This is a genomic window from Vibrio sp. A2-1 (assembly GCF_021728355.1).
GTDB lineage: Bacteria > Pseudomonadota > Gammaproteobacteria > Enterobacterales > Vibrionaceae > Vibrio > Vibrio splendidus_K.
In genome coordinates this window covers 135,183-156,387 of sequence record NZ_JAKKCO010000001.1, presented here as the reverse complement: position 1 = coordinate 156,387, position 21,205 = coordinate 135,183, and the positions used below count along the sequence as shown (strand labels likewise).

Genomic DNA, 21,205 nt, shown 5'->3' with positions numbered 1-21,205 from the left:
GTGGATCAAAATGAAAAACCACATATACCAGTTAGCATATTTAAAGATGTTACGTAAGTGAGAAGACTAAATGCTCAAACTATGCCTAGAGCCACCAGTATATAAAGTTGGTGAACTCTATTATTCACCAACTTCTGCTGTGATAGATAGCCAGGGAGAGCGAAGTCGCCTAAGAGCACGAGAATCCAACCTCTTTCACGAACTCATCAAGACATTCCCTGAAGTCCTTTCACGTTCGTCGATCGAAGAAACACTTTGGAAAGACTCTTACGCGACAAACGCAACAATTAATCAAACAGTTAAAGCGTTGAGGTTTTCTTTAGAAGACACTGATAGAACTTTGATTAGAACCATCCCCAAGCAAGGCTATGTTCTGGCAGTTGCACCAAAGATTGACAACAACACAGTACCAAAACTCAACGAGTCAAACGCTAACGAGTTGGCCGTAGACGTATCAATAACTGCCCAGACAATATCAAGTACTGAGGTAGAGACAGTTGACACCGCCAGCGAACAGAGCAACTCAGTAACTACTAATAATACCAAAACAGAAGCCACACCACGGAGTATCGTTAATTCAATCACTCTATTACTGGCTATCTCTATCGCTACTTTCGCCCTCTGCGCATCTGGCCTTTTTACTGATCAACCTGAGCGTATTAGCCACCAATATGGCAATCACTGGATACTCTTCAATGCTACAGAGCAGGAGCTCAGCTCGTTACCTATACAACCCGGAGACTCGACAAAATATGTGTCTAAGAATAAGTCGTTCTATCGAATTTGTTCAGAGATAAGAGGAGTTTTGGAATGCCAGCAAGTCGAACTTTAACCCTTTTATCCATAGTCATTGCCATTGTCGTTTCTGGCGTACTTGGCACACAAGCTTATCAATATTTAAATAATCCTCTCCGATTAAATGAAGGGGCATGGGAAGGGAAAGGGGCTGTCTATATTGATGACTCAAGGATTGACAGTAATGCAATGATGTTAGTCGCAAACGATGGGATTCGACTTTCAATAAGCAATCGGTACAACGAATTTAACTACACCTACGATGTCACATTAGAATTGAAACGTGTTGATCACGTCAGTACCGATTTCGAGATAAAAAAGAGAGAAGTGCGAGGTTTAGAAGCGTTTATCGAAAATACCAATATTGACATACCACTGGGTAGTAATTTGATCCGTCTGAATGCTTGGAACCTCGATGAAGGTCGAATTTTTATTGAGGTCGAGCAAAGTGCAGGCTTAGATGTATCTTATATTTTAGACAAGAAATCAGGTAGTTAGTACTAATTTACTTTTTTTTATCTCTCAATTTACAAATACAATTTTTTTTCTTCTAAAGATACTTTTTTTGGTTGGAGAGTAAGTGAGCTCACAGGTTTAAATGGTGATGAAGATTATTTCATAACTATAACGACTTGAGCTTTCGCTCTTCAACATAAAGGTATCTACAATGACGGTATCCGCAACCACACTCCCTACTCCGGAAGAAAAATCAGGGTTAGCCAAATGGTTCCCTCTGATTGTTCTCCTCGCAGCCCAATTTTCAACCATGGCCGATAACTCTGGATTGGCTATTTCTACTGAGGCACTTATAGCCCTTCACGGTGCAAGCATGCCGCAAATTCAAATGGCTAATGCAATGTACCCGCTTATTGCAGGCGCCGGCATGATCGCTGGTGGCCTGATCGGTCTGATTATTGGATGGAAGCGTCAAATGGTCATCGGAGCAGGCATGCTTGCTGTGGGGTCATTTGCAGCCGCATTCGCTCCAAATATGGAAGTCTTAAATTATGGAGCTCGTGTGGGTTCTGGTTTAGGTGCTTGTTTGCTGATCCCTGCAGTGCTGGCAAACGTGGCAGGTATTTACAAAGGTAAAGACCAAGCGATCGCGTTCTCTGCGATTGCAGCTCTGGTTGGCCTCGCAAGTGCAGTTACGCCATTGTTGTTTGGCTTTATTTTGGATGTCGCGAGCTTCCAAGTCGCTTTCAGTGGCTTAGGCATTTACTGCTTATTTGTGATGTTCGGTAGCATGAAACTACCAACGCTTGAGTCTAGCCCTTTCAAAGGTAAACTCGACACTATCGGTATCGCCTTAGCAGGTGTTGGCCTTCTTTGTTTCGTGACTGGTTTGCTTAAAATCTCTGATTGGGGATTGATCAAGCCCCTAACTGACTTCAACCTTTTGGGCATGTCTCCAGCGATTCCAACGGTACTATTAGGCGCTACACTACTTAAAGTGCTGATGGTGTGGGAGCGCCGTTTTGAAGAGCAAGGTGGCACACCTCTTCTTCCTTCTTCTTATGTTAAAAATCCACAAGTTGTGGTCGGCTTAGTCTTGTGTGCCACGATCTTCTTACTGTTTGGCGCTACGGGTTTCATCAACGTTTCTTACATGCAGCTTGTCGCGGGTATGAGTGCATTCTCATCTGGCATGGCATTATGTGCATTCGCTCTTGGCATGATGATTGGTTCCCTTGGTGCTCCAGTTAAATTGGCTCACTTAACGTGTCAGCGTATTTGCCAATTGGGCTTCAGTATTGCTGCGACAGGTACTGCGCTGATGTTCTTTGGCTTTACCACTGAAGGTATCACCTTCTGGCAATACATTTCTCTAACCATCTTTGGCACAGGTGCTGGCTTACTGGCTTCTCAAGCTTCAATTGTTGTAACGTCTGCACTAAGTGAGCGTGAGGCTCAACAATCAGGTGGCATTCAAGCGACGTCTCGTAACGTAGGACAAGCGTTTGGTGTGGCTATCCTAGGTTCAGTGATGCTGTTCTCTTTAACTGGTGCGATTAAGTCAAACGTAGCTGAACATGAGGCGCTATCAGCAGAAACGAAGCAAATCATTATTGAGCAACCTTCGCTACCATTCGTATCAAACGCTATGGCAGTTGACCTTATGGAGAATCTGATTGCAGATAAAGAAGAGCAACGCATTGTCATCGAAGTCATGGCGGAGTCTCGCTTACAGTCGGTTCACTATGCGCTATTTACTTTGATTGGATTAATGCTTGGTGGGTTAGCCTTGTGCTCTAAACTTCCCCAACGTTCATTAATGAAGAGCGAAGAGTAACATTTCAAGCCTCGGCAATGCCGGGGCTTTATTCGTTTCACCCGACGTAATTTCAATCACCTAATGAGATTTTATGGATAAGAAAAACGATAGCAAAACAACTTGGTTACTCATCGCGCTCTGCTTAGCACAATTCACACTCTCGGCAGATGTCGCCAACCTGTCTATCTCCACCTCCGCACTGGTTAATGTTTTTCAAACAGACATTTCGAACATCCAGTTTCTAAGCAGTGTTCAACCACTTGTTGGCGCGGCTTTGATGCTTTCTGCAAGCATTTTCGGTTTGATTATTGGTTGGCGACGATTATTGATCCTTGGCACAAGCATCGGCTTTATTTCCACACTTGGTTTTATCGCAATCGATGATATAACCACCATATCCCTTTTAGTCCGCCCTCTTGCAGGCATTGCCTCTGCGCTCATACTTCCCGCTGTTCTGGCGCTTGTGGTTGCGCATTTCCCGGGGAAAAATCGCGCTGTTGGATTCGGCTTTATGGCCGCCGCCACCGGATTAGCAGCAGCCATCATCCCTTTGTTGAGCGGTTGGCTGCACGACAACACCGATTGGTATTGGTCTTTCGTTATTATTGCAGTGTGCTATTTCTCAAGCTTAATGGCGGCCATCTTTGCTATTCGTCCTATTCATACTAACAGCCCGACTAAGTTCGATGTTGTTGGTGCAATACTCGGTGCAGTAAGCACGGTCGCTGTTTTTCTAGGGCTAATTAAGATGCCTTATTGGGGCGTATTCACAGTCTTAAACGGCGCAAAGGTTCCCTACTGGCTGAACGTAATTTACCCATTAAGCCCTGCTCTGCTTTTGCTCGGCCTAGGCGTTTTGCTATTTACGCTGTTTGTTATTCAGCAAATTAGGTTTGAACGGAAGCACGGCTTTGCGCTTTTACCATTTAGCTGGTTCAAAAATAGTGCGTCAAGAACGGGATTTATCGTACTCTCACTGATGTACATCGCACTAGGCGGAAGTAGCTTTGTCACCGTCACTTACTTGCAAGTCGCCATCTCGCTCTCTTCTGCTCACTCTGGTAGCATTATTCTTCTGTTCTCTGCCTGTATGATTGTTCTATCAGTGGCGACTCCAATCATATTTAAACAGCAATCACAGAAAAAACTCTGCCAAATTGCTTTCATCACAATGTTTTTCGCCGGGTTAACATTGATATTATCGAGCCAAAGCCAGCAAATATTAGCCCCTTTCTATTTGGGCATGGCGTTGCTAGGGGCTGCGATGGGTATTTTGGCTTCCCAATGTCCCGTCATCATTACAAGCGCCTTAGGTGAAAGAGATGCGGAGCAATCTGGTGGCTTACAAGCAACGGTAAGAAACATTGGTTTGGTATTAGGTATCAGTCTATTTGGCGGATTAAACCAAGGTGCAATGGACCACAACATTCGCTCTAACCATGAGATCGCGACCTACTACCCTCAAGATTTCGTTTCGGATTTGAACCAACTTTCTCATGTACCCTATGTTGATGATAGCCGTGTTAACACATTGATTAAAAATTATCAGTTAGATAACCATCAAGCTGAATATCTATTAAATGAAAATGCAAACGCTCGCGTTTTTGGTTTCAACTTAGCGATGATGGTTCTGGTGTCGATTTCACTCCTCGGTGGATATATCAGCTCTCGAATCGGTCCACCGAAGCTTCAGCCTCGTCCCCCCACTCTCAAACACTCTCTAAAAATCTAGTGAAAGGTCAACCTTAACGGGTTGGCTTTTTAAGTTTTGCTCCTCAGGTCATCAGCTATCAAGCCTTTAGAGACAACTCCACTCATCGATTAAAGCGCCTTAAACACTGTGAAAACGATAGTCCAGTATCAACGCCCTAATATTGTTTCTCTCGACATTCCCCTCTCCATTGGCAACTCATCCAACTTTAGAAAATACATTTGTGAATAATGGCGTTCTATAACCCTCAGCTCGTTAATCGAAAATTTAGATTTAGGGTTTCAGCTGTATTCTTGTCCACTTATAAGTAATCCATAGCGGCGCTAATATCTGCCATTACAGACCTTGGTTATATTGCTTGCCACCAATGCTGGCTCTGAAGCGGCTTCTTACAGCATGTTTTAAAAGGTACCGTGAAACCCTCACGTTATAGTGAATACTTTTAAGGGCTTTCTATAGACACAAAAAAAGAGCACTTACGTGCTCTTTGAGTTGATGTGAAAGTTGTATTTATATGATTAAGCCATTTCTGGTTCTTTCACTGACGTTGTTGCATTTTTGTGTACTGAAACATCGCCACCTAACACCGTGGCATGTACTCGTATATCTTTAATCTCTTGTTTTGGCGTCTCTAGTGGGTTTGCGTCTAGCACAGCAAAATCAGCCAATTTCCCAGCACAAATCGAGCCTTTACTGTCTTCGTGCCCCATTAGATAAGCTGCACCAAGTGTAACAGCGTGCAGAGCTTGCTCAGCGGTTAGGCACTCTTCTTCTCCATACACGTTACCTGAGAAAATGCACTTACGATTCATTGCACCCCACATCATAAACAACGGGTTAACCTGCGTTACGCCATCATCACAGTGAATAGAGAACGGGATGCCTTTTTTCGCCGAAGTTTGGAACGGGTTTAATCGATTGACATACTCAGGCCCAACGGTTTGTGTTGCGTGTACGTCACCCCAAACCGGAATATGAGTACCAAACAAGTTGTGACACACACCTAACTTGACCATTCTGTCCATTTGCTCATCAGTCACCATTTGGTTATGTTCTAAGCAGTGACGAGCTTCTGGCATTGGTGTGTCTTTCTGCATGCGTTCGATAATATTTAGCAGTTTTTCTGTGGTGCCATTACCGTTACAGTGGAACGAGATGTTGTAGCCCGCTTTATGGAACGGCAAAGCAGACTCGTAGATCTCTTCTACGTCGCGAGTCAGCGAGGTACTCGGCTTGCCATTATAATAAGTTTGGCCGTCTAACAGATTCGCAGTGAAACCTTGAATTGAGCCATCGGTATTCACATACTTCACGCTACCGATACAAAGCCTGTCTGTATCGTTCTGCTTCATGGTGTTTACGTCTTCCAAATTGAAAGGCCCTACCAAAGGGTAAGCCGTAATACGAAGCTTAAACGCTGGGTTGGTACTCAATGCTTGGTAAAGCGGATATGGATTCGACGGCAAGCCCATGCCACAATCCGAGACTGTAGTCACACCCAATGAGTGGGCAATATTCGCGTAATCGATCAAGGTCTTTCCGATCACGGCCGGGTCAGTTCCGTAGTTAAATGCTCCAACATCGAGTGCACGGTAGATGTCTTTCATTTCGGCAATATCGCCTGTCAATCGACCATTTTCACGTAATACAAATTCAGCATTGTCGTCCAAGCTGAACCCTGACATTTCAAGCGCTAATGTATTGAGTCCTGCTAAGTGGCAGCTTGCGTGCATAAAAAACACCGGAGAGTCATCAATAACAGAATCCAAGAAATCACGATTCACAATGGTCCCATCAGTCATCAACAGTGGGTCTAAGCCCCAAAGATTGATCCATTCTCCTGTTTTACCTGCCTTGTCGTGCTCTTTTTTAAGATCTTGTAAGTGCGCTTTTAATGTTTCAGCAGTTGCACACCCCTTTAGTAACTTACCTTCTACACCTAGACGGTCGTATTGTCCGCCATATTCAAACATACCTGTAAACAATGCTGCAATCAGTGGATGCATATGCGCTTCAATAAAACCTGGCACAATTGTTTTGCCTTCGAACTGAGTATCTAAGCTATATTCTAAGCTTTTATCGGTTAAAAATGTTTCAGCCTGATCTTTAGTACCTGCGAATAGTATTTTCCCATCTTGTACAATGGTCGCTGCTGCCTTTGGAAGCTCTTCATTCATAGTAATAAAGTTGCCTGTGTAAAGGACAGTTTCGACGTTGTATTGAATACCAGGCTTAAGAGCTGTTTTAGTTGTCATAGTTAAACTCCAGATGTGTAGGGTTCATTGTAATTTTTGTTCCTCTTCAACTTGCCTTAACCTGTCTTTCGTTTCGAGAATTTTAAAATGAAATAAAATTATGAAATAAAATTTCGATATAAAAAAAGATAAAGACGATGATTTATATGGATTTTTAACTATAAGGAATGCCAATGCTGATCAAAAAAAGCATGAACTTCGAAACTGCCCATTGGATAGTGATGTTCAACATCAGGCGTAAAAGAAAAGGAAGAGAGCTCAGGGAAAATCAACAAACTCAATAGTGTCCCCAATATAATGACAACGAACAATTTAAAATAAACACTCATCACTGCATTCCTTATTTATTAGTAATGCAGACTTTATAAGGCTTATTTAACCGTCTTTTATTGACAATCCACGCTGTAAAACAATTTCTTATCTATTATCATTTTTATTTGTTAACCTAGATATCGTTGAATGAAACCATTTAGTAGTTCGCCAACACCAATCATTCGCCAAGCTTAACAATAGCAATGAAATATTGATAAAAACTTAGAACAACAAACAATGAACCCATTAATTTATCCTAAATACGTTCATTCACTCGGCCACGAAGCGCTTTATCGCATACCTCAGATAACAATCGAATAAACTCATATTATTTCTCCCACTACACAATAGGAGTAAGATAATGAACGCTCAGTTAGTAAGAAAAATTTTAAGATGAGCACATGTTGTTTGCACATTATTAGCTACTAAAACATTTCAACGTCCAAAAAAAAGCGAGCCACTTAGGCTCGCTTTTGATTGTCTTTTTCTTGCTTAGACTTCAGTTCAGATTACAGAAGCTCTACCGACTGTTGAGCAATAACGAACTCTTCGTTGGTTGGGATAACCATTGCTACTGCGTCTAACATTTCAGACTTACCGATGATGCCTTCTGCACCAAAGCGAGCCGATTCGTTACCCGCTACATCTTCAACGAAACCAAGAATCTTAAGGTTGTCTAGGATTTCACGACGAATTGGTAGAGAGTTCTCACCGATACCACCAGTGAAGATGATGCCGTCTAAAGAATCTAACGTTGCAAGGTAAGAAGCAATGTACTTTGATACGCGGTAAGTAAACACCTCAAATGCAAGCTTAGCGCCTTCATGGCCCTCTTCCATCGCTTCTAAGATGCCACGAGCATCGCTCGTAAGACCAGACACGCCAAGGAAGCCAGACTCCTTGTTTAGAGAGTTAAATACTTGCTCTTGTGACCAGCCTTTCTTAAGTAGGTATTCGATAATACCTGGGTCTAAGTCACCACAACGTGTGCCCATCATAAGGCCAGAAAGCGGTGTGAAGCCCATTGATGTATCAACACTGTTACCATCTTTGATAGCACATACAGAAGCGCCGTTACCTAGGTGAACAGAGATGAAGCTCGATTCTTCTACTGGCTTGTTGACCATTTTCGCAGCTTCACGGCTAACGAAGTAGTGGCTAGTACCGTGGAAACCGTAGCGACGAACACCGAAATCTGTGTATAGCTCTTTTGCAATTGCACCTGTAAATGCACGTTGTGGCATTGTTTGGTGGAAAGCAGTATCAAACACGGCGAACTGAGGTAAAGAAGGGAAAGCTTCAATTGCAGCACGGATACCGATAGCACCTGCTGGGTTATGAAGTGGAGCTAAGTCAGATAGGCTTTCAATCTCACTCGTTACTTCTTCAGTAATACGAACAGTTTGAGTGAACTTCTCACCGCCGTGAACGATACGGTGACCGATCGCCACGATATCAGCTGTGAAGCCTAAGTCTTCCATCAGGCCAACCAATTTGCCAATGGCAATTTTGTGGTGGTTACCCTCGCCTTGAATAGCAATTTCTGTTTTCTGACCTTGATGCTTCCAGCTCATACGAGCATCTTCAAGACCAAAACACTCCCCTAAGCCACTTAATACTGCGTCACCAGAAACAGAATCGATGACAGCAAATTTAAGGGAAGAACTACCCGAGTTAATAACCAGAACAAACGAATTAGACATTGGATATGGATCCTGTTTCAGTACGAATTTAGTGAAGTTTGCGCTTCAATTTTAGTTAAGTCTATTATTCAATAATTTTTGAATCTTTCAACTTTTGTTTTGCAAAAACCACCAAATGAACACAATTAAGTTGATCTTAGTCATCAATTCATTTCTTTCGAGAACGAAAATTAAAAAATAGTTGAATTAGATGAAGTAAATGCAGTTATGAAACTGATAGGTTCATACAAACCACATTGAGAGCAAAGTCATCTAGGATTGAAATCTTATCCAAGAGTCCAATTCATAAATTAAGCCCATAAAGCAAAAAAACAAGCTGGCGTTCTACGCTGCGACTTAAAAAATACAGCACGACACTTAAATATAGAGCTGTTGGTTGCCAATACCCGCTAATAGACTTTAAGGCGTTTAACTTCGCCTCAGCACTATAAAGAGATCACTTATTTGGATCGAAAGGTTGAATAGATCTTACTTCAAAATCCATTTTCATTTTTCATTATAGCTGTGCATTTCTTTTGCTAGACATCGCTCGACTCCCATACCTCTAGACTAGACACGCTAAACGGCGCTTTACGCACATGTCACTGTGGCAGCCTTATGATGCGAGGCACTATCTTAATCAGGGCTTAGGACGTGCTACAGGCGTAAAGAATAAAATAGCAGGCACAAAAAAGCCGAGCATAATACTCGGCTTCTAATTTCACTGTTTAAGCTATTCGTCTATAAGCACTTGGCTTGTAAATTTCAACTTAAACTAAAGGTTGATTAACCTTCGCTGCGCTCTGGACGACGACCGCGGTTGCCGCCATTGCCAGCTGCTGCGTTGCCATGGCCACGTTCGCCACGGTGGTTACCACGGTGATCACCACCACGGTTACGGTCAAAACGACGTTCGCCATCACGACCACCTGCAGAGTTACCATCACGTGCGCCGTCACGGTTGCCACGGTAGCCACCACGACCGCCATTGCCACCTTCACGGTTACCACCTTCGCGATTACCGCCTTCACGGTTACCACGGTAGCCGCCGCCATCACGACCGCCACGACCGCCATCACGACCGCCACGGTTGCCATCACGACCGCCGCCGCCACGACGAGGCTCACGGAAGTCGTTGAAATCAACAACTACAGCGCCAGCTTCTTTTTGACGAATGCGAAGTTTGCTTAGCTTACCAGCAGTTTCAGAGTTCATTGCTTTTGGCAGTTGAACGTAAGTAGAACCTTGGTCTAGCTTGATAGCACCGATAGAACCTTTAGTTAGGCCTAGTTCGTTTGCTAGTGCGCCAACGATGTCTTTAACCTGAACGCCTTGCTCACGGCCAACTTGTAGTTGGTACGTATCCCAATCTTGAGTATTGAAGTTACGACCACCACCGTCACGGCCATTGTCACGATCTTCACGACGCTCTTTGCGACGGTTCTTATCACGCTCAATAGCAGCGATCATTGGGTCTTCGCCAACGTAGAATAGTGGGCTCTTACCTTGCTGACGCTTAAGAAGCATTGCAGCTAGAGTAGCAGCATCAACTTCTAGAGACTCTTGTAGTGTAGAGATTAAACCTGCGAAGTTTTCTAGAGCTTTGCTCTCTTTCTCAGTTTCAAGCTCAGCACCAAGCTTAGCAACACGTGCAGCAGCAACTTCGTCACGTTGTGGAAGTTGGATTTCTTCCATTTGAGACTTAGTTACACGCTCGATTGTGCGAAGCATACGGATTTGGTTAGTGCGAACTAGTAGGATCGCTTTACCTTTACGTCCAGCACGACCAGTACGGCCAATACGGTGGATGTAAGATTCAACATCGAATGGGATGTCGTAGTTAAATACGTGAGTGATACGTGGAACATCAAGACCACGTGCTACAACGTCAGTTGCAACTAGGATATCGATAACACCTTGTTTGATGTGATCAACAGTGCGCTCACGTAGAGACTGAGGAATATCACCGTGTAATGCAGCAGCTTTGAAGCCACGTGCAGATAGCCAGTCAGCTAGACGCTCAGTGTCTTGACGAGTACGTACGAATACGATTGACGCGTCAGTTTCTTCAGTTTCAAGAAGACGAGACATTGCTTCGTCTTTCTCTACACCTTTAACAACCCAGTAATTCTGCGCTACTTTGTCAACTGTGTGGTTAGTACCAGCAACGTCAACTCGTGCAGGGTTACGTAGGTAACGGTCAACAATAGTCTTAACCATTGGAGGCATAGTTGCAGAGAAAAGTACACGTTGTGCAGATTCTGGAGCTTGCTCAAGGATCCAAGTAACGTCATCTACGAAACCCATTTTTAGCATTTCATCTGCTTCATCAAGAACAAATGTATGCGCTTCATCTAGGTGTAGACGGTCACGAGTTAGTAAGTCTTTAACACGACCTGGAGTACCAACAACAATGTGAGCACCGCGGCTTAGAGCACGCATTTGGTCAACAATTGAAGCACCACCGTAGATTTCAAGAACTTTAAGACCGTTGATGTCACGACCTAAGTTTTTGATTTCCGCAGCAACTTGAATCGCTAGCTCACGAGTAGGAGCCATGATGATTGCTTGTGGTTTGTGTTGGTTCAGGTTGATTTTGTTAAGTAAAGGCAGAGAGAATGCTGCTGTTTTACCAGTACCAGTCTGTGCTTTACCTAGTGCGTCACGGCCTTCAAGAAGAAGAGGAATAGCTGCTGCTTGGATTGGAGTCGGAGAAACGAAACCCATGCTATCAAGAGCTGAAAGAATGTTATCGTTAAGGGCTAATTCATTAAATTGAATTACAGATTCGGACATTGGGATCCCACTATATATAAGTAAACAAAAGGTCCCGGGAGCTCTATCAATTCCAATACTGATCCAATCAGATACTGATTCCATTCAGAGTTACGAAGCAGTAATAAAACACTTCAAGCCATTAGGGACGTCTAAGGGAGGCGGATTATTCCCTAAATGCATAAAAAAATCCAGAAAAAATTGAAATACATCACATATTTTTCGCTTTTACATCAATACTGGTTATCATATCGTCAAAACTTGATGAATATCTCGTCACAGCACCCATCTTCTAGCAAATTGACCTAGTTAAATAAGAGGGCAATTAATTAACGCTCACTTCGCCTTTAAGTAGTAATCAAGCCTCGCAATGATTATAGTGTGCTCAATTGTCCTCGATAGATAAAAGTCAAAATGTTTCAAGATAATCCTCTACTCGCTCAACTCAAACAGCAAATCCAAGAAACCCTCCCTAAAAAGGAAGGTACAATCAAAGCCACTGAAAAAGGGTTTGGTTTTCTCGAAGTCGATAGCAAGACCAGCTTCTTCATTCCACCTCCATACATGAAGAAATGTGTACACGGTGACAAGGTAATTGCCATCATTCGCACCGAGAAAGATCGCGAAGTAGCAGAGCCTGAGGAATTGATTGAACAAGGCCTTACTCGTTTTATTGCTCGAGTGAAGTTGTTTAAAGGTCGTTTGAACGTTGTTCCAGATCACCCGCAACTGAAAAAGCTGCAACTTAAAGCGAAAGCAAAAAAGGGGCTAAACCCTGAAACGCTAAAAGAAGGCGACTGGGTTGTTGCTCATATCATTCAACACCCGTTAAAAGGTGACAACGGCTTCTTGGCTCAAATATCTGAAAAAATCACAGATGCTGACGACAAGATCGCACCTTGGTGGGTAACGCTTGCACAAAACGACCTACCAAACAGCGAACCTGAAGGCATCGACGACTGGCAGATCAAAGACGACGCTGATCTTGAACGTATCGACATGACTCACGTCCCTTTTGTGACTATCGATGGCGAAAGCACAAAAGATATGGACGATGCGCTTTACGCTAAAAAGAAAGAGAACGGTGATTTTGAGCTAACTATTGCGATTGCTGATCCTACCGCTTACATCTCTCCAGATGATGCGATGGATAAAGTGGCTCGTGAGCGCGGTTTCACTATTTACCTTCCAGGTCGTAACATTCCTATGTTACCTCGTGATCTAGCTGATAACTTATGCTCACTAATAGAAAACGAAGTTCGCCCGGCACTTTGCTGCACAGTGACAGTATCTAAAGAGGGTGTTATCGGTGATGACATTAACTTCTTCGCTGCGAACATCAAATCTCATGCTCGTCTTGCTTACGACCACGTATCAGACTGGCTAGAAACCGGTACATCAGACAAATGGCAACCATCAGAAGAGATCGCTGCGATTGTTTCTGACCTTCACCAATTTGCACAAGCACGTTCAGCATGGCGCTCAACAAACGCTGTAGTGTTCCCAGATCGCCCTGACTACCGCTTTGAGCTTAGCGAAGATAACGATGTTGTCGCTATCCACGCAGACATGCGTCGCACTGCAAACAAGTTGGTTGAAGAATCTATGATCAGCGCGAACATCTGTGCAGGTCGAGTATTAAAAGAGAGCTTCAACCAAGGTGTCTTTAACTGTCACTCTGGTTTTAAAGCTGAGAAATTAACAGACGTTCTAGAACTGGTTAACCCAGAAGCAGAAACACCGTTTACAGAAGAGCAGATCGTTTCTCTGGAAGGTTTTGCTACTCTGCGTCGTTGGTTAGGCTCTCTAGACAACAGCTACTACGACAACCGTATTCGTAAATTCCAAGCGTACAGCGAGATCAGCAATGAACCTGCGCCACACTACGCTATGGGTTTAGACATTTACGCGACGTGGACTTCCCCAATTCGTAAATACGGCGACATGATTAACCACCGTATGCTTAAAGCACACATCTTAGGTAAAGCGCCAATTCAAACACCAGACGAAACTATTGGTGATGAACTTGCCCTGCACCGCCGTCACCACGGTATGGCTGAGCGCAATGTTGGCGATTGGTTGTACGCTCGCACTCTAGCAAACGCTCCTGTAGAAGAGACTCGCTTCCAAGCAGAGATCTTCGACATTAACCGTGCTGGTATGCGTGTGCGTCTGCTTGAGAATGGTGCAGCTGCATTTATCCCTGGTTCTCTCATTATTGATAATAAAGAGAGAATAGAGTGCAACGGTGATATGGGTACTGTATCTATCGATAAAGAAATGGTATACAAACTGGGAGACGTTTTAGAAGTAGTTCTCTTCGAAGTTAATCAGGAAAACCGTAACTTAGTAGCAAAACCTACTCAAGTATTTGCGGACTTGCCTAGCGAGCCTGAAACGACAAACGAAGCCGAAGCTTAAGAGCTTTAACGGTTACGGCTTTCAAGGTTAGGACTTGCAAGGTTTAGATCTTTCAAGGTCAAAAGCTTCAAAGGTTCACTTCTAAAGGCGCTAATTATTAGCGCCTTTTTTGTAAATGTCTCATGCTTAAACAATACTTAAAAAAAATAATCAATAAGCAATCAGTTTACAACGTCAAAGAAGCGCACTATGTCATCAATCACAGTTACTCAATACAGAAACTTCATTCCCAGGAAACGGGAACGTTACCCCGCCTCTAAAAACGGTATTTTCATCGTTTCTAAAGGCAGTATTTCTTTCGTGCTACCTGATGGGACTGAAGCCTCATTGCAAGCCGGAGATTTTACTCTTTACAATTCTGGTCAGATTAAAGACATCACCGTTGACACTGAGAATGGCGAATTCAGCGCAACCTGTGTAGATTTTGATTTAGCTATTTTTCAGAAGTTCATTAATCAGTTCAGCGATTTAGAACCCACACGAGTCCCAGATAAATACATTAAGTTTAATCAAACTGATACCGAAATATGCCAATTGAAAGAGCTCATCATGTCGCTCGTTCATTCATCGACTCAGAATGACTACGCACTCACTCAATTAGGTTTAGGTTTGCTCTCTCTAATGGTGGAGCAGCACCCTGCTCTACTAGTTATTATTGCCCGAGCGTCAAGGTTAACCGTGACGCAAAAGGTCATTCATTACATTGAACAGAACATTGAGAATAATATCTCACTCGATACCCTAGCCAGCTATATGGGGATGTCACCAGCCACACTTAAGCGCCGTTTATCGGCTGAAGACCTTTCCTTTTCAAATCTATTAAAGATAAAACGAATCGCCCACGCAGCAACACAGCTCAGAACATCGAATAAATCTATTACTCAAATCGCTTATGAATCTGGATTTAAAAGCGCGGCACACTTCAGTACAGCCTTTAAAACCTATCATGGCAAGACTCCAAAAGACTTCCGCTCTTTGGTTGCACAGTCTTATTAGTTGCATAATATTATTGGCTGTACTGTCTTATTGGTTGAACAGTCTTAGAAAGTACGGGGGCAGGTGCAGGTAAAAGTATAAATCTGAAATGTGTTGATTGGAATTTACGAAGGTCGTTCGTTTTTGGTATCAAACCACCAGCGAACGCCTAAGTAAAATGGTCACGACCAGAAGTAAGATTTAGGGTCTTTTTCTATTTCAGCCAAAATAGCATCAAGATCCTTGGATTGAGGAAGATAAGGGTAAGGTCCCCAATTTACAGAGTCGGTTTCCGCATTACCTTCAAGTGGCACCATCACCAACCAGCAAGATAACGACTCATCAAAGGTAACGCAGGCGATCTCGTTGGTATAATCACTATGAGATGAGTCGAGTAGATAATGCGCCTGAGAAAACAGTACACCACCCTCACACTCTTCATAAAGGGATTTTCCTAGCTCTACAGGTAAACTACGATTTCGTGAAGTACAGAGCCTCTCTGCTCCAATTAAAAGACGATTCAGTTCTATATGAATAACGGACATAACACCCCTTGTAACTTCATAGAAACTTCTAAGTAGTGAATTCCTCTACTTAGCTTAGGACTCAACGATCATTTTAGCGAACAAGTGCAAACAAAATACCCGCCCTGCTCCCAGAAACGAATCCTTCTTCAGTAAACACATTCTAAAAGGGCAAAGCCGTCTAAATTTCATTAACCAGTGCCATTTTGGCAGCCACACTGTCTTTCACTAACCAGACTAACGGCTATAACGTATCCGTATAGAATTTCACAAAAGTGTCATATAACCGACCTATCATAGCCAGCAAATGTTATTAACTAGGAGTTGTTTATGTTACGAGTCGCGCTTGCCTCTCTTTTATCCTTAGCCCTGTCTTCTCAAGCTGCTTTAGCACAAGAAACCAATATTTCGGGCTCCACTTCTGTATCACGAGTGATGGATGTTTTAGCAGAGGAGTACAACAAGACTCACCCTGATAACTACATTGCGGTTCAGGGCATCGGTTCTACAGCGGGTATTACCATGGTTAATAAAGGTGTCGCTGATATTGGTATGAGCTCGCGTTACTTAACTGACCGCGAACAGGACGAAAAATTGAAGGTATTTCCAATTGCCTTTGACGGCCTAGCAGTCGTAACTAACCGTTCAAACGGTGTAAGCAACGTTACACGTGAACAGTTATTCGATATCTATAAAGGAAAAATCACAAACTGGAAAGCCGTGGGTGGTGCGGATCAGCCTATCGCAGTTGTAACTCGTGAAGCTTCTTCTGGTTCACGCTACAGCTTCGAAAGCTTGCTTGGTTTAACAAAAATCATTAACGACCGTCTGGTTTCTGACATCAACCCAAACAACTTGGTTGTAAACAGCAACAGCATGGTTAAAACGATTGTTAACCATAACCCACACGCGATTGGATTTATCTCTGTTGGTTCTATCGACCGTTCGATTAAAGCCATTACCTTTGAAGGCATAGAGCCAACATCAAAGAACATTGCTAACCACAGCTATGAATTGGCTCGCCCGTTCTTGTTGCTACACAAAACTGAATCAGTTTCTGACGAGAGCAAAGATTTCATCAAGTTCGTGAAGTCACAGCAAGGGCAAGATCTTATCGAAGAGTACGGCTACACACGTATTAAGTAGCTATTCACGAATGGAGTAAGATAACTACTTTTAGTGCTGTTATTAGGATGCTGATGATATCGCCTTGATAGACACAAACAAAAAGAGAGAGCCTTAAGCTCTCTCTTTTTTTTCGAATCTATAATCTTCGCTTAAAGCAGTTCCACTTACAAAAAAGCTCTAGAAGTGAAGTTGGATGACCGAAACAATCACAGCGCCAGGACGACGAATACCTTCGATTTCTACGCGAATTTCGCGTTCAATCTCTAGGCCTTTCTTAATTGGCGTTACTTTTGTTAGCGTACTTTTAGCACGAACGTTACTGCCCGATTTTACAGGATATGGGAAACGTACTTGGTTGAGACCAATGTTTACAACCAGCTTCGCTGTTGGGAATTGAGACTTATCAGGATCAACACTGTCAGTCAGTCTAGGAAGCAGAGACAAAGTCAAAAAACCATGTGCGATGGTTGTTTTGAACGGAGAATCTGTTTCAGCCTTAGAAGGTTCAGTATGGATCCATTGCATATCTTCAGTAACAAGGCCGAACTGGTTGATACGGTCTTGACTAACATTGATCCAGTCGCCAGTATGAATAACTTCACCGATCTGCTGATTAAGCTCATCAAACACAAGCTGTGCTTCTCGCGTTAATACGAGTGGCTGTTCTATTGGCATCTCTGGTGCATCTTCATTTACAGCAGGTTTGTGGTGATCACGAACCCAAGCAAAGAAATGGCTATTTTGCGTACGATTCAGAAAGTCACCCCAGTAATCTCTAAGAGCTGGAGACATCCATTGCATAAACTCTGAGTGTTGCGAAGACACGCTATCGCCTCGGTGTTTAAATAAATCAATGACTTTCATGAGAACCTCAATGCACAAAAAATTTCAATATAACTAGTTAATTTTGAAACACTTCACACTATTGTGCAAATGTTTTCGAGCATACACTCGTTAGCTGAACACTGTTATTTCCATAGTAAACAGACACTTAATAATAAAACATCATTTTATTACAAAACCTAAATTAGAGTGTTAGCTCCATCACAAAACGAACATTTGATTATATAAATGGCGTTTTTATTCACAAGCGGAATAAAAAAGGCTTAGCGCAATGCTAAGCCTCAGTTTTTATAAGGATTTAATCCTGTAAGGGATTAGCCTTGCAAGGCGTTAATCTTACCGGAGTTAAGTCTCCTATTCGTCATCAAGTGGAATCAACTTAGTCGTGCCACCGTGTGCCTTCTCACGCTTACGTTGCACGAATGCATAGAAGCCTGGGATTAGGAACGTACCCGCTAACAACACACATAGCAGACCGCCGATCAGTGAAATACCCAACGAGTTCTGGCTCACGTGACCTGCGCCCGCTGCGAAGATAAGCGGGAAGATACCTAAGATGAACGACCAAGAGGTCATGTTCACAGCACGGAAACGCAGCGTACCGCCCTTCACTGCCGCATCTTCAATTGATGCGTCTTTCTCTTCACGCTCCACTTTTGCGAACTCTACAATCAAGATTGCGTTCTTCGCGGCCAAGGCTATCAAGAGAACCAAACCTATTTGTGCATAAAGGTTTAGCGGTGTGCCCGTCAGATTCAATGCTAAGAAGGAACCTAATGTTGCAACCGGTACCACTAAGATAATCGCTATCGGTATTGTCCAACTCTCGTATTGAGCCACCATAAACAGGTAGATGAAGATCAGAGCCAGTGCAAAAGCAAAGATCGCTTGGTTGCCTGCCAATACTTCTTGGTAGGCCATGCCTGTCCATTCGTACTGATAGCCCTGAGGTAAGACTTCAGCGGCTACACGTTCCATTGCAGCAATCGCATCACCACTTGAGTAACCCGGTGCTGGTTGGCCTTGAATCACGGCACTGCGGTACATGTTGTAACGCCATGCGACATCTGGTTCAAAGATCTGGTCGTACGTTACTAATGTACTTAGCGGGATCATTTCACCATTAGACGAACGTACGTGGAATCGTTGGAGATCATCCATGCTGCTACGGTGTTCACTGTCAGCTTGCATGGTCACGCGGAAGTTCTTACCAAACATGGTGAAATCGTTCACATACAGAGAACCTAGGTTACCTTGTAGTGTTTGGAAGATTTCCGACAACGGAATACCTAACTGTTGCGCTTTCTCACGGTCGATATCGACATAGTAGTGAGGAACGTTGGCACGGAAAGTACTGAACGTATGTGAAATCTCAGGCTGTTTGTTCGCCTCAGCAATCACGTCATTCATTACCATCGCCAGATCAGTACGACTACGACCTAATGTATCTTCTAGAACAAATTCGAAACCAGAAGCAGCACCCATACCCGGAACTGCTGGAGGTCCCATTGCAAACACAATAGCTTGAGGCAGTTCTGTGGCCGCTCGACCATTAATACGTTGTGAGATAGCTTGTGCGGAATGTTGACCATCCAGTGCGTTACGCATATCCCAATCATGCAGTTTGATAAATAGCGACGCGCCATTCGAAGCAGAAGCGCCTGTCATGAATGCGTAGCCGTTTACCAGTGTCACACCATCAACACCCGGCTCTTGCTCAACCATCTCTAGCAACTGCTCAGTCACATCTTCTGTACGAGACAGTGATGCCGCGTCAGGAAGCTGCACGTTAACCAGCAAAATACCTTTATCTTCTTGAGGTACAAACGCGGTTGACGTCGTTTTCGCGAAGTAAGTAACCGCTGCTAGCGCCACAACAAAGAAGGTGAACAGCAGAACACCTTTTTTCACAAGGAAGCCGGCGATTTGGCCGTATTTGTTAGTAACAGACTCTAAGCCACGGTTGAACGCTTGGTACCAACGAGCTGTGTTGCCACCGCCCTGCTTGAGAACCAGTGAACACAATGCTGGTGAAAGCGTTAGAGCATTAATAGAAGAGATAACAACCGCAATACAGATGGTCAGAGCGAACTGACGATACATGATGCCAGTAATACCCGGCAACATCGCTACAGGGATGAACACCGCTAACAGAACCAAGGTTGAGGTAACGATAGGTCCCGTTACTTCTTTCATCGCAATCAGCGTTGCTTTACGCGGTGAAATCGTTGGGTCTTTAGCCATCGTGGTATCGACATTCTCGATAACCAATATCGCATCATCTACTACGATACCAATCGCCAATATCAAACCAAACAGGGTTACCGTGTTGATGGTAAAGCCGGTCATCTGCATGACGGCAAATGTACCAATCAACGACACCGGAATCGCAACCACAGGAATCAAGGTTGCACGCGCACTGCCCAAGAACAGGTACGTCACCGCGATAACCAGCAAGATAGCTTCGATGAGTGTTTTGACTACGCCTTTAATCGATTCAGCAACGAATACCGTGGTGTCATAACTCGCCTCGTAAGCCACACCTTCAGGGAAGTTAGTGCTTAGATTGTCGAGCATCGCCATGACCGCTTTACCACTTTCCAACGCGTTTGCGTCTGACTGAAGTGACAGCGTTACGATTGAAGCGTCTTGTCCTCGGTATTTACCATTGCCATCGTAGAATTTTTTACCTAACTCAACGCGTGCAATGTCTTTTAAGTAAACGGTTGAACCATCTTGATTTGCGCGAAGTACAACATTTTCAAACTCATCAGCCGTTTCTAAGCGGCCTTTTGTCACCAAGTTGAACTGTACTTCTTGTGGATTGGCGTATGGTGCAGCACCAATACGACCGGCAGCGACTTGAACATTTTGTTCGGCCAATGCGCCATACACATCAGATGTTGTTAGGTTCAGGTTAGCCATTTTCTCAGGGTCTAACCAAACACGCATCGAATACTCACCGCCGCCCAACACGTTTACTTCACTAATACCCGACACACGTGCCAGTTGGTCTTTAATGTTTAAGTTTACGTAGTTGATTAGGAACTGATCGTCATACTCACCGTTTGGAGAGTAGAAGTTCAATACCATCAAAAGGTCAGGTGAACGTTTCTTAACCGTTACGCCGACCATTCTAACTTCTTGTGGAAGCTTCGATTCGATTTGGGCTACTCGGTTCTGAACGTTGACCTGAGCCATATCAGCATCAGTACCGACATCAAAGGTCACATTAAGATTGTATGAACCGTCGTTAGCACTTTTAGAAGACATGTAGATCATATCTTCTACGCCATTCACCGACGTCTCTATGGGGTCGGCTATCGCCTGTTCCACAACTTCAGCACTGGCACCCGTGTAGAATGCCGATACACTGACCGATGGTGGGCTAATTTTTGGATATTCGGCCACTGGTAAGATAGCGAGAGAGATCGCACCCGCCAGCGTTAATATTATGGATATGACAAGGGCAAACTTAGGCCTTTGAATAAAGAAACGACTTAACATAA

At 43.7% G+C, this 21,205-nt stretch carries 13 protein-coding genes; 7 read left to right on the top strand and 6 right to left on the bottom strand.

Annotated features, from left to right (window positions below; genetic code table 11):
• Positions 1 to 70: 70 nt before the first annotated feature.
• The 4 genes from L3V33_RS00710 to L3V33_RS00695 all read left to right on the top strand — a co-directional run bounded on the left by L3V33_RS00710 (position 71) and on the right by L3V33_RS00695 (position 4,802).
• The gene (locus tag L3V33_RS00710) at positions 71 to 832 is read left to right on the top strand and encodes a winged helix-turn-helix domain-containing protein (RefSeq protein WP_237288719.1); all 762 of its coding nucleotides are present in this window, start codon (positions 71 to 73) and stop codon (positions 830 to 832) included.
• Positions 811 to 1,293, top strand: a complete 483-nt coding sequence (locus tag L3V33_RS00705) for a hypothetical protein (protein WP_114634911.1) — start codon at positions 811 to 813, stop codon at positions 1,291 to 1,293. The genes L3V33_RS00710 and L3V33_RS00705 overlap by 22 nt, the downstream gene beginning before the upstream one ends.
• A gap of 169 nt (positions 1,294 to 1,462) precedes the next feature.
• Positions 1,463 to 3,088: an MFS transporter gene (locus L3V33_RS00700; RefSeq protein ID WP_237288718.1), complete on the top strand. Its 1,626-nt coding sequence runs from the start codon at positions 1,463 to 1,465 to the stop codon at positions 3,086 to 3,088.
• A 73-nt stretch (positions 3,089 to 3,161) separates the two neighbouring features.
• The gene (locus L3V33_RS00695; protein WP_237288717.1) at positions 3,162 to 4,802 is read left to right on the top strand and encodes an MFS transporter; all 1,641 of its coding nucleotides are present in this window, start codon (positions 3,162 to 3,164) and stop codon (positions 4,800 to 4,802) included.
• 497 nt (positions 4,803 to 5,299) lie between these two features.
• On the opposite strand, the gene L3V33_RS00690 is transcribed toward L3V33_RS00695, so the two are convergent.
• The 3 genes from L3V33_RS00690 to L3V33_RS00680 form a co-directional block, all read right to left on the bottom strand.
• The gene (locus L3V33_RS00690) at positions 5,300 to 7,036 is read right to left on the bottom strand and encodes an amidohydrolase (protein ID WP_237288716.1); all 1,737 of its coding nucleotides are present in this window, start codon (positions 7,034 to 7,036) and stop codon (positions 5,300 to 5,302) included.
• 821 nt (positions 7,037 to 7,857) lie between these two features.
• Complete coding sequence (locus tag L3V33_RS00685; RefSeq protein WP_054545715.1) at positions 7,858 to 9,051, bottom strand: acetate/propionate family kinase; 1,194 nt, start codon at positions 9,049 to 9,051, stop codon at positions 7,858 to 7,860.
• Positions 9,052 to 9,816: 765 nt separating this feature from the next.
• Entirely contained in the window at positions 9,817 to 11,910 is a 2,094-nt protein-coding gene (locus L3V33_RS00680) for a DEAD/DEAH box helicase (RefSeq protein WP_017081949.1), read from the bottom strand.
• A gap of 309 nt (positions 11,911 to 12,219) precedes the next feature.
• On the opposite strand from L3V33_RS00680, the gene rnb reads away from it, so the two are divergent.
• The gene (rnb, locus tag L3V33_RS00675) at positions 12,220 to 14,226 is read left to right on the top strand and encodes an exoribonuclease II (RefSeq protein ID WP_237288715.1); all 2,007 of its coding nucleotides are present in this window, start codon (positions 12,220 to 12,222) and stop codon (positions 14,224 to 14,226) included.
• A 189-nt stretch (positions 14,227 to 14,415) separates the two neighbouring features.
• Positions 14,416 to 15,222 carry an AraC family transcriptional regulator gene (locus tag L3V33_RS00670; RefSeq protein WP_237288714.1) on the top strand — a complete coding sequence of 269 codons (807 nt, stop codon included), beginning with the start codon at positions 14,416 to 14,418 and terminating at the stop codon, positions 15,220 to 15,222.
• A 161-nt stretch (positions 15,223 to 15,383) separates the two neighbouring features.
• Here the strand turns inward: L3V33_RS00670 and L3V33_RS00665 are convergent, their stop codons facing one another.
• Complete coding sequence (locus tag L3V33_RS00665) at positions 15,384 to 15,746, bottom strand: DUF3024 domain-containing protein (RefSeq protein WP_237288713.1); 363 nt, start codon at positions 15,744 to 15,746, stop codon at positions 15,384 to 15,386.
• A gap of 309 nt (positions 15,747 to 16,055) precedes the next feature.
• On the opposite strand from L3V33_RS00665, the gene L3V33_RS00660 reads away from it, so the two are divergent.
• Complete coding sequence (locus L3V33_RS00660) at positions 16,056 to 16,871, top strand: phosphate ABC transporter substrate-binding protein (RefSeq protein ID WP_114634903.1); 816 nt, start codon at positions 16,056 to 16,058, stop codon at positions 16,869 to 16,871.
• 159 nt (positions 16,872 to 17,030) lie between these two features.
• Here L3V33_RS00660 and L3V33_RS00655 read toward each other — a convergent pair whose 3' ends face one another.
• Positions 17,031 to 17,717: a MaoC family dehydratase gene (locus tag L3V33_RS00655; RefSeq protein WP_237288712.1), complete on the bottom strand. Its 687-nt coding sequence runs from the start codon at positions 17,715 to 17,717 to the stop codon at positions 17,031 to 17,033.
• 333 nt (positions 17,718 to 18,050) lie between these two features.
• Positions 18,051 to 21,203 (bottom strand): efflux RND transporter permease subunit, encoded by a 3,153-nt coding sequence (locus L3V33_RS00650; RefSeq protein ID WP_004731746.1) that lies wholly within the window; start codon positions 21,201 to 21,203, stop codon positions 18,051 to 18,053.
• Positions 21,204 to 21,205: the final 2 nt, after the last annotated feature.